The sequence below is a fragment of the Citrobacter sp. RHBSTW-00881 genome (genome assembly GCF_013728515.1).
Lineage (GTDB): Bacteria > Pseudomonadota > Gammaproteobacteria > Enterobacterales > Enterobacteriaceae > Citrobacter > Citrobacter braakii.
Genome location: NZ_CP056269.1, coordinates 1,212,875 through 1,228,394, shown reverse-complemented (window position 1 = coordinate 1,228,394; position 15,520 = coordinate 1,212,875). Strand labels below are relative to the sequence as shown.

At 54.7% G+C, this 15,520-nt stretch carries 6 protein-coding genes; 4 read left to right on the top strand and 2 right to left on the bottom strand.

What is annotated here, in order from left to right:
• Window positions 1-22: 22 nt before the first annotated feature.
• Together recN and bamE are read left to right on the top strand one after the other, a co-directional pair.
• Window positions 23-1,684, top strand: a complete 1,662-nt coding sequence (gene recN / locus HV311_RS05775) for a DNA repair protein RecN (protein WP_016157188.1) — start codon at window positions 23-25, stop codon at window positions 1,682-1,684.
• A gap of 149 nt (window positions 1,685-1,833) precedes the next feature.
• Complete coding sequence (gene bamE / locus HV311_RS05770; protein WP_003826401.1) at window positions 1,834-2,178, top strand: outer membrane protein assembly factor BamE; 345 nt, start codon at window positions 1,834-1,836, stop codon at window positions 2,176-2,178.
• A gap of 50 nt (window positions 2,179-2,228) precedes the next feature.
• On the opposite strand, the gene HV311_RS05765 is transcribed toward bamE, so the two are convergent.
• A complete protein-coding gene (locus tag HV311_RS05765; RefSeq protein WP_003839823.1) occupies window positions 2,229-2,525 on the bottom strand; it encodes an RnfH family protein in 297 nt (98 codons plus the stop codon).
• On the bottom strand, window positions 2,509-2,952 hold the full coding sequence (gene ratA, locus HV311_RS05760; protein ID WP_003031213.1) for a type II toxin-antitoxin system toxin RatA: 444 nt from the start codon (window positions 2,950-2,952) through the stop codon (window positions 2,509-2,511). Before ratA ends, HV311_RS05765 begins: the two co-directional genes overlap by 17 nt.
• Before the next feature lie 154 nt (window positions 2,953-3,106).
• Here ratA and smpB point away from each other — a divergent pair, with 154 nt between their 5' ends.
• Together smpB and HV311_RS05750 are read left to right on the top strand one after the other, a co-directional pair.
• Window positions 3,107-3,589 carry an SsrA-binding protein SmpB gene (smpB, locus tag HV311_RS05755; RefSeq protein WP_003031211.1) on the top strand — a complete coding sequence of 161 codons (483 nt, stop codon included), beginning with the start codon at window positions 3,107-3,109 and terminating at the stop codon, window positions 3,587-3,589.
• 581 nt (window positions 3,590-4,170) lie between these two features.
• A complete protein-coding gene (locus tag HV311_RS05750; protein WP_191220840.1) occupies window positions 4,171-15,429 on the top strand; it encodes a BapA/Bap/LapF family large adhesin in 11,259 nt (3,752 codons plus the stop codon).
• Window positions 15,430-15,520 lie beyond the last annotated feature (91 nt).

Genomic DNA, 15,520 nt, shown 5'->3' with positions numbered 1-15,520 from the left:
TTTTTCATACAGGAAAACAGCTATGTTGGCACAACTGACCATCAGCAATTTTGCTATCGTTCGTGAACTTGAGATCGATTTCCAGAACGGAATGACCGTTATCACCGGTGAGACCGGTGCGGGTAAGTCCATTGCCATTGATGCTCTCGGTTTGTGTCTGGGCGGACGCGCAGACGCAGACATGGTGCGTGCAGGCGCCATGCGAGCCGACCTCTGCGCCCGTTTTGCCTTAAAAGATACCCCCGCAGCCCTGCGCTGGCTGGAAGAGAACCAGCTTGAGGAAGGCCGTGAGTGTTTGCTGCGTCGCGTTATCAGCAGCGATGGCCGCTCCCGTGGGTTTATTAACGGAACCGCCGTTCCGTTATCGCAGTTGCGCGAGCTGGGCCAGTTACTTATTCAAATCCATGGCCAGCATGCGCATCAGCTCCTGACAAAATCAGAACACCAAAAATCCCTGCTTGATGGTTACGCCAATGAAGCGTCTCTGACCCAGGAAATGGCTGCGCGCTACCAACTATGGCACCAAAGTTGCCGTGACCTGGCGCATCATCAGCAACAAAGCCTGGAACGCGCAGCCCGGGCGGAATTGTTGCAATACCAGTTAAAGGAACTGAACGAATTCAATCCGCAGCCGGGTGAGTTTGAGCAAATCGATGAAGAGTACAAGCGCCTGGCTAACAGTGGGCAATTGCTCACCACCAGCCAACAGGCGCTGGCTATCCTGGCTGATGGTGAAGACATCAATCTGCAAAGCCAACTGTACACCGCAAAACACCTGGTCACTGAACTGGCAGGCATGGACGGCAAACTTTCAGGTATTCTGGATATGCTGGAAGAGGCCACCATCCAGCTCAGCGAAGCCAGCGACGAGCTGCGCCACTATTGCGATCGTCTGGATTTAGACCCTAACCGCTTGTTCGAACTCGAACAGCGTATCTCCAGGCAAATCTCGTTGGCGCGTAAGCATCATGTTGCCCCTGAAGTGCTGCCACAGTTCTATCAGTCGTTGCTGGATGAACAACAGCAACTGGACGATCAGGCCGACTCGCTCGAAACCTTAACCCTGGCGGTGAACAATCACCACCAGCAGGCGCTGGAAACGGCAAAAATGCTGCACCAACAGCGTCAGCATTATGCGCAGGAACTGGGACAACTTATTACAGAGAGCATGCATGCTCTCTCGATGCCACACGGTGTCTTTTGCATTGATGTGAAATTTGAGGAACATCATCTGAGCGCAGACGGTGCCGATCGCGTGGAGTTTAAAGTGACCACTAACCCAGGTCAGCCGTTACAGCCAATTGCGAAAGTCGCTTCCGGCGGGGAACTGTCACGTATTGCGCTGGCTATTCAGGTCATTACAGCACGTAAGATGGAAACGCCTGCGCTAATTTTCGATGAGGTGGATGTTGGTATCAGCGGCCCGACGGCTGCGGTAGTGGGTAAAATGTTGCGACAGTTGGGCGAGTCAACGCAGGTAATGTGTGTTACTCACCTGCCGCAGGTTGCGGGCTGTGGTCATCAACATTTCTATGTCAGCAAAGAAACAGATGGCGCGATGACGGAAACACACATGCAGCCGCTTGATAAACGCGCTCGCCTGCAGGAATTAGCCCGTCTACTTGGCGGTAGCGAAGTGACGCGCAATACCCTCGCAAATGCAAAAGAACTGCTGGCGGCATAAACTTTTTTACCTTGTGAAGGTCTGAGTTCAACATAAAATCGCCGACCGACCCGACAGCAAAAGGTTTTAAAGTGGTGAAAGGTCTATTATCATCGGCATATTACATATGAGCCGCGTACTGCTCGGGCCCGAAAAGGAATCAAATCACTATGCGCTGTAAAACGCTGACTGCTGCTGCAGCAGTACTACTGATGTTGACTGCAGGCTGTTCCACTCTGGAGCGAGTGGTTTACCGCCCTGACATCAACCAGGGAAATTATCTGACACCTACCGATGTCGCTAAAGTGCGCACGGGTATGACGCAACAGCAGGTTGCTTATGCTCTGGGTACACCAATGATGTCCGATCCTTTTGGCACTAACACCTGGTTTTATGTGTTCCGTCAGCAACCTGGACATGAAGGCGTAACCCAGCAAACGCTGACGCTGACCTTTAACAGCAGCGGCGTATTGACCAACATTGATAACAAACCCGCTTTGACCGATAACAAGTAGGTTTGAGAGATCAAAAAAAGGTGCTCAATGAGCACCTTTTTTATTGTCTGTTACTTTTTAGCGGATTTCTCTGCTCGCTGTCTGCGCAGCTCTTTTGGGTCAGCAATCAGTGGCCGGTAAATTTCCACCCGATCGCCGTCATGCAGAACATCAGCAAGCTTTACCGGACGGCTGTAGATACCCACTTTATTTTTACTGAGATCGATATCGGTACGTAATTCCAGCAGCCCGGAAGCGCGGATAGCCTCTTCCACCGTTGCGCCCTGCTGCAGCGTTACGCGCTGTAAATACTGTTTCTCGGGTAGCGCGTACGCCACTTCAACGACAATTTTAGCCGACGCTGACACTGTAAACCTCTTTCGCGCGAACCGTGAAGGCCTGCACCATATTTGAAGCCAGTTCTTTAAAGATACGGCCAAACGCCAGCTCGATTAACTTATTGGTGAACTCAAAATCGAGGTGAAATTCAATACGACACGCTTCATGACTCAGTGGCGTAAACTTCCAGCCGCCAATCAGCTTCTTGAACGGCCCATCGACCAGATGCATCAGAATGCTCTGATTACTGGTCAGTTGATTGCGCGTGGTGAACGTTTTGCTGATCCCTGCTTTCGAGACATCCACAGCGGCCGTCATTTGTCCCGGAGTCGACTCCAGTACGCGGCTACCGGTGCAACCCGGCAAAAACTGAGGATAGGACTTAACATCATTCACTAGCTGATACATCTGTTCCGCACTGTAGGGTACTAAAGCGGTCCGGCTAATCTGAGGCATAACAATTCCCATCAATATCAATCACACAAATAATACCATTTATCACCCGCTAAAAAAAACGCTATAGCCTAACTCGTGCTAAGATAGCGCCTTGCGCCCCGCTGGATGAAATGGGGTGTTTTTCGATTCCAGATTACCTATACTGAGCGGCATTATGACGAAGAAAAAAGCACACAAACCTGGCTCAGCCACAATCGCGCTAAACAAGCGCGCACGACACGAATACTTTATTGAAGAAGAGTTCGAAGCAGGACTCGCCCTGCAAGGTTGGGAAGTCAAATCCCTGCGCGCGGGTAAAGCCAACATCGGCGACAGCTATGTCATACTCAAAGACGGCGAAGCGTTCCTGTTTGGCGCCAACTTCACGCCAATGGCGGTGGCCTCAACACACGTGGTATGCGACCCCACTCGGACCCGTAAGCTGTTGTTAAACCAGCGTGAACTCGACTCCCTGTATGGTCGTATGAATCGTGATGGTTATACCGTCGTTGCGCTTTCGTTGTACTGGAAGAATGCCTGGTGCAAAGTGAAAATTGGCGTTGCGAAAGGTAAGAAACAGCACGACAAGCGCTCTGATGTGAAAGAACGCGAATGGCAGTTAGATAAAGCGCGTATCATGAAAAATGCTGGCCGCTAAATGCTACTCCCCTGTGACCAGTCTCTCCTCCTGAGACTGGTTCTTATTTTTTAGTTATCGAAACCCACACAATACATTCACCGAGTTTATAGTTTATTTATGCTGAATCGTTCAGATATGAAATAAAACCCCTGCCATTACCGTTGCGGTCTATAGTCCAATAATATAAAAGTTCAAGACCATAGCATTCATATTTCCATTTATTTAATAACACTATTATTACTATTGTTTATTATATTGACATTCATTTCAATAAAAACAAAATCATTTAAATACAATTAGTTGCCATGAAAACAACCGTTAAAAGCAAACTGGAAAGTATCCTTTTCAAATGACTAATTACTTTTTTAATATGGATAAGTTGCAGAATACTTTCTTTCTGACTATATCATCTAATACGAAAGAACTATTCAGCCGAAAGGGCCCAGACGTATTTAATCAATAAACTAACATCTATGTGACCTAATCAATGAAATTACATGTGTAAATTCATCTTTATGATGAACGGAGCCCCTGTCTGCTCATTTTCCCAGCGCGCTGTTGCGGATTAATACTCCCGGCATGCCATCAGGAGTGAACATATGCGTCTACTCGCCGTTGTATCAAAATTAACTGGCGTTTCCACAAATGTTGAAGCCTCTGAAGTTACGCTCAGTTCACCTTCTATCGTGAAACTGTCTGTGTCGCGTGAGGAGGTGAGTCAACTCACGCGCGTTAATCAAGATCTGGTTGTCACACTCCGCTCAGGTGAAACCATCACCATTAAAAATTTCTACCTCGGAAAAGGCGAAGCGCAAAACCAACTTGTTCTGGAGGACAGTAATGGCGCACTGTGGTGGGTTCAGGATACTGACGGAGCATTCCATTTCCAGCACCTGGACGATCTCACACCGCTGATGACGGCCGAAGGCAGTCATGAAGGCGGCGCCGTCTGGCCGTGGGTTCTTGGCGGGATCGCTGTCGCTGGCGGGATTGGCCTCGCTGCGGGTGGTGGTGGTGGCGGCGGTGGTGGTGGGAGTGATAATAACGCTGGAAACGGTAATGCCGGGAACGGCAATGGTAGCGGCGGCAATGGCAACGGTGGCAACGGCGAAGGTAACGGTAATGGCGACGGTGATGGTGACGGTGACGGCGGCACACCGCCAACGACAACCCCTAACAGGCCTGACGTACCCGTTATCACCAGCATAATCGATAACCAGGAGCTGATTACTGGCCCTGTCAATCAGCAGGAATCCACCAACGATAATACGCCGACACTCCAGGGCACCGGCCCCGCGAATGCCACATTACATATTTTTGATAACGGCGTCGAAATAGGCCAGGTCACAATCGATGCCAACGGCAACTGGTCGTTTACGCCATCCTCTCCTCTGGCAGACGGCACACACCAGTTTACCGTCAGCGCTTCAAACGGTGCTGGCAGCAGCGGCATGTCGGACAGTTGGGAAATTATTGTCGATTCGCTTGCCCCCGACGCCCCCGTGGTCACTCAGGAAACCGACAATGTCGGTTCCATTACCGGCTTTATCGCCAATAACGGCGTAACCGACGATGCTACGCCGACGCTCACTGGTACAGGCGAAGTAGGTAGTTTCATCAGCATTTCTGATAACGGCATTCTGATTGGCATGGCCAGGGTGGATGACAATGGGAACTGGACATTTACACCGGACATTCCGCTCAGCGATGGTGTTCACAATCTGACGCTGACGCAAACTGACGCCGCAGGTAACGTGAGCGCGGAAACGCGCGTACCGACATTCACGGTTGATACCACCCCGCCTGCAGCCGCAGTCATTTCCTCCGTTAATCCAGAAGGTACCGAGGTAACTGGTAGCGCTGAGGCGGGAAGCCTGGTCATTATCATCGGCAGTAATAATCAGGTTTTGGGTTCAACAACGGTCGGTCAAACCGGCAATTTCGTCATCGCGATTTCGCCCTCACAGACGCACGGTGAAGCGCTGATCGCGAAAATTCAGGACCAGGCAGGCAACATCGGGCCAGATACCTCTTTCAATGCCACCAACTCTGGCTACCCGGGCGTGCCCGTTATCGTCAGCATAATGGATGATTTTGCCCCCTCAACCGGACCATTGAGCAATAATCAGGCCACCAACGATAATACCCCCACGCTCTCTGGCACTGCCGACGCCAACAGCACGGTGACTATTTACGACAACGGCACAATTATCGACAGCGTACTGGCTGACGTTAACGGTAACTGGACATGGACTTCCAGCTCCCCGTTATCAGATGAGCTACACGCCTTCACCGCCACCGCGACAAACCAGTCAGGTACAGGAGGTATGTCACCAGCGTTCAATATCAACATCGACACCCAGCCACCGTCGCCACCTGATGATCTCAACGTATCTGCAGATGGGACTGTCGTCACCGGAACGACCGATCCAGGCAATACCGTGGTTATCACCGGCAGTGGCGGAACTCAGATCGGCACCGGCGTCGCCGGAACAGACGGCTCATTTACCATCACCATTAACCCACCACAGACCAATGGCGAAACCATTGAAGCCATCGCAACCGATCCGGCAGGAAACCCAAGCCTGCCAGAAACGGCGCTTGCACCAGACATTACCGCGCCACAGCCCCCAACAAACCTGCTAGTTAATGGCACTGGCGACCAGGTCACCGGCAAGGCCGAACCCAACAGTACGGTCAATATTCTGGATCCAGATGGCAATATCATTGGTACGGCAACTGCCGATACGGATGGGGATTTCACCGCAACGCTGGTTCCGCCGCAAACCAACGGCGAGACCCTTACGGCAAATGCGACCGACACCGCAGGCAACAAGGGCGACAACGCCTCTGTCACCGCACCGGACACCACGGCACCTGATGCGCCAACCGGCGTCACCGTCGCCGGAGACGGCGGTTCTGTAAGCGGACATGCTGAAGCGGGAAGCACCGTCACCGTTAAAGACAGCAACGGTAACCCGATTGGCATAGGCCAGGCTGACAGCGGCGGCAATTTCACCGTGTCTATAGCGCCGTCGCAAAAGAACGGCGAAACGGTAAAAGTCACCGCAACGGACAGTAGCAATAACGAGAGTCAGCCTACCTCCGCGTTGGCTCCGGATATCACTGCACCAAACCAGCCAGTTATTATTGCCGTTACTGATGATGTTGACGATTTCACTGGCCCCATCAATAACAATGCGTTAACCAACGACGATAAACCGAAAATTGAAGGCATCGCCGAAGCAGGTTCGCGGGTCAAAATTTATGATAATGGCACCCTGCTTGCGACCGTTAACGCTGATAACAACGGTAACTGGAACTATACGCCCACCGCAGCACTAAGCCAGGGCGCGCACGTATTTACGGTGACGGCAACAGACGCTGCCAACAACACCAGCAGCGCCGCCAGTTGGAAAATTATTGTCGATAGCATCGCCCCAACCGTTCCAGTAATAACGTTGGTTAACGATGATGTTGGCAGCATTACGGGCAACGTTGCAAATAACGGTTGGGTCACCAACGATAACACGCCAACCCTCTCGGGTACCGGTGAACCAGGTTCACTGGTGACGCTGTATGATAATGGTCTGCAAATGGCAGCCTTTTTTATCGACAGAACAGGCACCTGGAGCCATAACGTTACAACCGATGAGGCCCTCGCCGAAGGCACTCACCGTTTTACGGTGACCGCAACGGATGCCGCCGGGAACGTCGTCACTTCCCCCAACCCTGTCATCGTGACCGTTGATACCCTGGCACCCGCAGCGCCCGTTATTGTGAGCGCCACGGACGACGTTGGGAATGCGCCGATCGATCTGCCTTCCGGAAGCCGTTCAAACGATACCTTGCCAGAGCTGAAAGGAACCGGAATAGCCGGTTCTACAATCACCCTCTATGAGGGTTCCACGCCAATTGGCAGCACAACGGTTTTACCCGCCGGCACCTGGAGTATTCAACTCAGCCAACCGCTCAGTGAAGGCGCACACAATTTATCTGCTATCGCCACGGACGCTGCAGGCAACGCCAGCAATGCCGGGAACTTTACGCTGACGATTGATACCACCCCACCAGCTGCCCCGGTTATCAGCTCCGCAGAAGGTCTGATTGGGACAAATCTTCAAACGCTGAGTAACGGCAGCAGTACCAAGAGCTCGAATCCCGAACTCTCCGGAACCGGCGAGCCCGGCGCGAAGATTACGATTTATGATAATGGCGGTTCTATTGGCATCGTCACCGTACAGCCAGACGGCACCTGGACATTTACCCCAACCTCACTCGTCGACGGGCCGCATAAATTTACCGCCACGGCGACCGACGTCGCGGGCAACACGGGGATCCCGTCGGCAAGCTTTACTCTGACAGTAGACAATACGCCTCCCGCACAACCAGCCGCGCCAATCATTACCGACGATGTGGCTCCGGTAACGGGAGTGGTCACTAATGGCAACACCAATGACACCACGCCAACCTTTAGCGGCACGGGGAACGTCGGGGATCTGATTACCCTCTATCTTGCCGGTACTCCCCCATTGCAGGGAACAGCAACAGTAGGTGCAGACGGTACCTGGAGCTTCACTCCGTCAGCACCGGTTGCTCCTGGTAGTTATCAGGTAACTCTCACCGCAACCGATCCAGCAGGCAACGTCAGCCAGCCATCTAACGCCATAACACTGAACATCGACACGACGCCGTCTGCACCTCCGGTGATTATCGCCGCCAACGATAATGTCGGTGATGTCACGGGCGACCTTGCGACAGATGCCGTGACTGATGACACCACGCCAACCATTCGCGGTACTGGCACAGACGGGGATACCATCACCCTGTATAACGGGGGGACGGTAATCGGTACTACAACGGTGGCTGGCGGAACCTGGAGTATTACGCCAGGGACTGCGCTGGCGAACGGAAGCTACACGTTAAGCGCCACCGCAACCGATGCGGCAGGTAACATCAGCAACAATTCAAACAGCATTTCGTTTACGGTTAACAACACGAAGCTGACGTTGCCGCAGGTAACAGATATTCAGGATAACGTTGGAATCTTTACCGGTTCGCTAACCAGTGGCAGCGTCACGGACGATACCTCCCCGACCATTAGCGGGACCGGCACACCGGGCAGTACAGTGTTAATTTTCGATGGCAATAATCCCGTCGCAATTGCTACGGCTACGGTTGCTGCTAACGGCACCTGGAGTGTGGATGTTCCCCTCACGCCGAACGTCACTCACACACTGACGTTCGGCGCAGTGGATGCCGCAGGTAACTCACTGGCTGCAGATAACCCGCTGACGTTGATTGTCGATACCCTGCCGCCTGCAACGCCTACGGTTACCAGCGTAGATCCTAACGGGACGCTGGTAAGCGGTACGGCCGATGCCGGCAGCACCGTGATTATTCGCAGCGGTAACACCATTCTCGGCCAGGGGGTGGCAGACGGTTCTGGTAACTTTGCTGTCACCATTTCGCCAGCGCAAACAACCGGTCAGGCGCTCAACGCCATCGCTCAGGATACCGACGGAAATCAAAGTGATCCGACAACGTTTAACGCCGCTACCTCCAGCGTTCCGCATCCACCGACTCTTGAGATCGTTGATGACATCGCGCCCATCATGGGGGTGATTGGCAACGGTAAAACCACCAACGACACCTTACCGCTGCTGCAAGGGACCGCCACTGCAGGGGCATCGGTGACTATCTATCAAAATGGCGCATCCATCGCCACGGTAACCGCCGATGCCGTGTCTGGCGCATGGAGTTATCAGCTACCCACTGCGCTGACTAACGGCATAACCTATAACTTCACGGTTTCACAAACGGTGGACGGTACCCCAAGTGGTCTGTCGCCCAACTACGCAATCACCATCGACACCACGCCCCCGCAGGTGCCAACTATCACCAGCATTATTGACGATATTGCCCCCGGAACCGGATCGTTGGATAAAGGACAAATTACCAACGATTCACGCCCGACGTTTAACGGAACCGGCGAGGCGGGGGCAACCATCACCCTTTACGATAATGGCATCGCTTATGCCACTACCACGGTAAACAGCAACGGATTCTGGAGTTTTACCCCGACCGCTCCGCTGGGAGAAGGCGACCATATCTTTACCGCTCGCGCAACAGATGCCGCAGGCAACCAGGGAGATCCATCCGGTGATTTCCAGATCATTGTCGATACCCTGGTGCCGAATGCCCCCTCTATTGTGACAGTCACGGACAACGTTGGTGCGATTCAGACCCTGACCTCCGGGCAGTTGACCAACGATAATACTCCAACGCTTGCTGGCGTTACCGAGGCGGATTCGCTTGTTACCATCCGCGATAACGGGGCGGTCATCGGCACAACCATCAGCGATGAAAACGGCAACTGGAGCTTTACGCCTGCGCCTGCCCTCGGTGAAGGCAGTCACTCGCTGACTGCCACCGTCACAGATGCCGCGGGCAATATCAGCCCGGCAACGCCACCGTTTGTGGTTGTCGTCGACACGCTGCCGCCAGCGGCACCGACCATTACCTCCGTAATTGACGATCAGCCTGGCAATACAGCGCTGACCAACGGACAACTGACGAACGATGCGCAGCCTACGCTGAACGGCAAAGGCGAGATCGGTACCATCATCACGATCCGTGATAACGGCGACGCCATCGGTACAGCGCAGGTGGACGAGTCAGGCAACTGGCGCTTCACACCGGATGCACCGCTGGGACAGGGACAACATATATTCACCACCGTTGCCACCGATCAGGCAGGTAACTCCGGCGGAGTATCATCATCGTTTACTATTGAGCTGGACTCAGTTGCCCCGTCAATCCCAGTCATCAGCTCAGTTCAGGACAGCACCGCACCGACAACAGGCCCGATAACCAACGGGCAGACCACGAATGAATCCCGTCCGGCCCTGAGCGGCACCGGTGAAATTGGCGCGACCATAACCGTCCTCAGCGATGGTCAGCCCATCGGCACCACCACCGTTGGGGCAAACGGCACCTGGAGCTTAACCCCAACGGATGCACTCAGTAACGGCCCGCATACGCTGACCGTCACCGCCACCGACAGCGCCGGTAATACCAGCCAGCCATCCAATAGCTTCACGCTTATCGTGGATACCGTGTTGCCTGGTACGCCAGCGATTACTCAGGTTGCAGATGATGTCGGCCCGCTGATCGGTAATCTGAACAACGGTCAGGCCACGAACGATCCACTCCCGACGCTAAGCGGCACGGCTGAAGCCAATGCCACGGTAAGAGTTTACGATAACGGATCGTTTATCGGCTTTACCTCAGCGGATGGCACGGGCGCCTGGAGCTTCACGCCAGGAACCGAGCTTGGCAACGGTAACCACGCGCTGACAGTGACAGCCACCGACGCTGCCGGAAACGTCAGCCCCACGTCCGCTGGATTTAACATCGTTGTTGATACCGTCGCCCCGCTTGCACCAACGATTATCCAGGCTTTTGATGACGTGCTACCGGGAACCGGAACGCTGTCGAGCGGGGCCTTTACCAACGACACCCGTCCCGTACTCAACGGCTCGGCGGAAGCCGGTGCCCGGGTAGCCATCTACGATAATGGCACGCTGCTGGCAACGGTAACTGCGGCGATAGACGGCACCTGGGAATATCTGCCTGCCGCGCTGGGTAACGGTCAGCATGTGTTTACCGCTATCGCCACCGATGCCGCCGGAAACGTAAGTCCCACCTCCGGCGGGTTTATTATTAATGTCGACACCATTGCGCCATCCGCCCCGCTGCTGGTCTCAGTGGTGGATGATATCGCAGGCGGCGTGTTCAATGCGGCGCTCAACAACGGACAACTGACCAACGATGCACGCCCGACGCTGAACGGTACCGCCGAGGCAGGCAGCACCGTCAGCATCTATGATGGAAGCACCCTGCTGGGTACGGCGCTGGTGCAAAGTAATAACAGTTGGTCGTTTACCCCAACTACGCCGCTGACGAATGGATCGCACACCTTCACCGTCACCGCGACTGATGCGGCGGGCAACACCAGCAGTGCGACGGCAGGCTTTAGCGTGGTGGTCGACACCACGGCGCCGACACAGCCTTCAATCAGCAGCATTATTGACGACGTCGGGCCAAACACCGGGGCGATTGGCGCTAATCAGCCAACCAACGACGCACGCCCAACGTTAAACGGCACCACAGAAGCCAACGCGCGGGTCGATATTTACGATAACGGCAGCTTTGTCATCAGCGTGACGGCGGACGGCAGCGGTAACTGGAGTTACACCCCAACCACCGCGCTGGCACAAGGTACCCACTCCTTTACCATCACCGCAACGGACAGTGCGGGTAATACCAGTGGCATATCGTCTGCGGCAGCGATCGTGGTCGATACCGTCGCCCCGGGCATTCCTACAGGGCTGGCGGTAAACGCCAACGGTACCACGCTCATCGGCGTTGCCGAGCCAAACAGCACGGTCATTATTACCTCCAGCGGTGGAACGGTGCTCGGCACGGCAACCGCCAACGCCTCCGGTAATTTCACCTTCACGCTGAACCCACCGCAAATCAGTGGGCAAACGCTGCAGGTCAGCGCCCAGGATGCCGCAGGCAACATCGGCACGGCGGGTAACGTTCTGGCACCGTTTACTGGCGTACCGCCTGCGCCGGTTATTGCCAGCGTACTTGATGACGTCGGTACGATCACGGGGCCCGTCGCGGCGGGCAAAACAACCAATGATACGCTGCCAACGCTCAGCGGAACGGCGCAGGCTAACGCCATCGTCAGCCTGTACAACAACGGCGTGCTAATGGGCACCACGACCGCAGACGGTAACGGGATCTGGAGCTTTACCCCATCCGGGGCGCTCAGCGAAGGTAACCACGCGTTTACCGCCACTGCAACAAACGCCAACGGCGCAAGCGGGTTGTCCAGCTCGTTCAGCGTGATTGTGGACACCACGCCACCGACAGCGCCAACGATACTGATCAGCGCCGATGGCGGCACCGTCAGCGGCGTCGCCGAAGCGGGAAGCACGGTCACTATCTCCCTGCCCGGCGGCACCAGCGTGACGGCAATCGCCAACAGCAGCGGTGTCTACAGCTTCAACCTGCCGGTTCGCCAGATTGAAGGTCAGTCGCTGTCCGCCACGGCGACCGATGCAGCGGGCAATACCTCATCGCCGACAAGCGCTATCGCACCGGTATTGCCGCTGCTGGCTGAAGACAACGTCACCAGCCTGCCTCTGCAAACCGATGTTATCGTCAGCACCGATCATCAAAGCGATTATGGTTTCCTGCTGGTTAATGCGTTGGGGAATGTCGCCAACGTGCTGGGGAACGATACGGCAAGCGTTAATTTCAGCATCGCTTCTGGCGGCAGCGGGTCCATTACGATCAATGCCGCCGCGACCGGCGTGGTGCTGTCGCTGTTAAACACGCTTGAAGTCGTTATCCAGCGCTTTGACACCTCGCTGAATGCCTGGGTAACGGTGGTGGATACCGGGAAACCAGACTTCGCCAGCCTGCTCACCCTGGGCGCCTCGGGCGTAACGCTCAATTACAGCGGGCTGACTGGCGGTGATTACCGCGTGGTCAGCTACAACACCAACCTGCTGGCGACCGGCGCATACACCAGCCTTGATGTCTCGGTGGTGAAAGCCAGCGCAGGGACCATCATCGGCGGTACCACGGAATCCGGGAACATCATCACGGATACCGATCCCGCCAACGGGCAGGATAATGCGCCTTCCGGCACGTTGGTCACCTCCATCACCGACGGTAACGGCAACGTCGTGAATATCCCGGCGGGCGGCATTGATGTGCAGGGGAAATACGGCATCCTGCATATCAATCAGAACGGTAGCTACACCTATACCCTGACCAATACGTCAATCTCAGTGTATGGTCGTTCTGAAAGTTTCACCTACACGCTGACGCATGGCAGCGATCACTCCTCGGCAAAACTGGTGGTAACGCTCGGTCAGGCTCCAACCACCAGTACGGTAACCGCGGCAGACGATGTAGCTGCGCTGACTTACGGAACGCAAGTCATCGCGGTTGACCACTTGCCTTCACAACAAACTGGCTTCACGCTCGCCAACGTCGGACTGGGTAATGTGCTGGATGTCAGCCTGGTCAACGGTCTGACTAACCCGATTAAGTTCAACGTTGACGATGGCGCAACCCGCACGCTGACCGTACAGGCGAATGTTCTCGGCGTGACGCTTGGCGGCTTCGATCTCTATGTTTATCGCTTCAACGAGTCAATTCAGCAGTATGAGCAGTACCGGGTACAGCCAAACTGGGTCACTGCCCTACTGGGCGGAAGTTCGTCAGCGTATACCATTACGCTACCGGGTGGCGATTATCTGTTCCTGCTTAACGCTTCCGGCGGCCTGACGCTGCTGACCAGCTATACCCTGAATATTCAGGCCGATCACACCTACGCCGTCGACAGCCTGAGTGCGACAACCAATGGCAATCTGCTGGTCAACGACTCGGCTCCGGCCAATACCGTTATCACCGAAGTAAACGGTATCGTCGTTAACGGGACGGGCACTACCACTATTAATGGGCAGTACGGCACGCTGACTATCGATGCGAAGGGGAACTACACCTACACGCTAAGAAGCGGACTGGGTGCAGACGGTATCAACACCCCGGACAGCTTCGTGTATAAGGTCAGAGCACCAAACGGCGATACCGGCAGCGCCTCGCTGAATATCAAACCAACGCCGCAGCCGCTGGACGCCGTAAATGACGTCAGCAGCACGATGGCGGTAAGTACCGTTCAGGATTCTGCTGCATACGGAAGCGGCGCGCTGGGAACAGCGACAATTCCGACGCTTGGGAACAAAGCAACCGGTACAGGTTCGTTTGATATCGCGACAAATGACGTACTGAAAAGCGCCACGCTCAACTTCAACATCGGCACGCTTATCACCGTCGGTACGCTGGGCATTGCCTGGACAATCACCGGTCCCGACGGATTCTCGCTTTCTGGCTCTGTACCCGCCAGTTCCATCAGCCTGTTAGGCAGTTCAATTGCCATCTCGCTGGGTAATGCCGAGCTGGTCGCAGGCCATTACAACATCAGCTTCACCGGAACAATGGGAGGACTAGCAGTTGGCAACGTCAGCATTACGCCAAACGTCACGGGCACGACATGGCACCTCAATACCTATGACGTTAACGCCACCACGGTGAATGGCAATATTTTTGATGGCAGTGATGCCGCCGGCGCGCACGATCAGCTCTCAACCGTCCATACCCAGCTCACCGTCACCGGCTTTAACGGCAGTACTGCCACCCTCAATCCGGCCAGCAGCGCCAGTAGCGCAATAATTCAGGGTCATTATGGATCACTGACCATGAACCTGGATGGCTCATACATCTACACGCTGAAGCCGGGTGCAACCGTAGCATCGATCACCAGCAAAGAGACCTTTACCTATACGCTTAACGACCAAAACGGGCATACGGACACCGCTACGCTGACCATCAATATGAATCCGCAGATGGTAAGCACCGCACAGCATGAGGTGATCACCGGATCGGTCTACGGCGATACGCTGATTTATCACCTGCTCAACGCCAACGACGCTACCGGCGGCAACATTAGCAATGGCGCTACCGACAACTGGACCAACTTCTCGCTGGCCCAGGGCGACAAAATCGATATCGGCGACCTGCTGGTGGGCTGGAACGGGCAGAACGCTACGCTCGGCAACTACCTCACCGTGACCACCAACGGTAACAACACGGTGATTGCTATCGACCGCGACGGTACGGGCAACACTTATCACTCAACCAATCTCATAACGCTGGAGAACGTACACACCACGCTCGATGAGCTGGTGCAACAAAATCACATTGTGCCCTGAAGCTAACGCATAACGTTAAAGCGCCATAACTACAGCCCCGGATGCCATGACGTCCGGGGCAATAACAGTCGTCGCTGCCGTATTTTGTAAG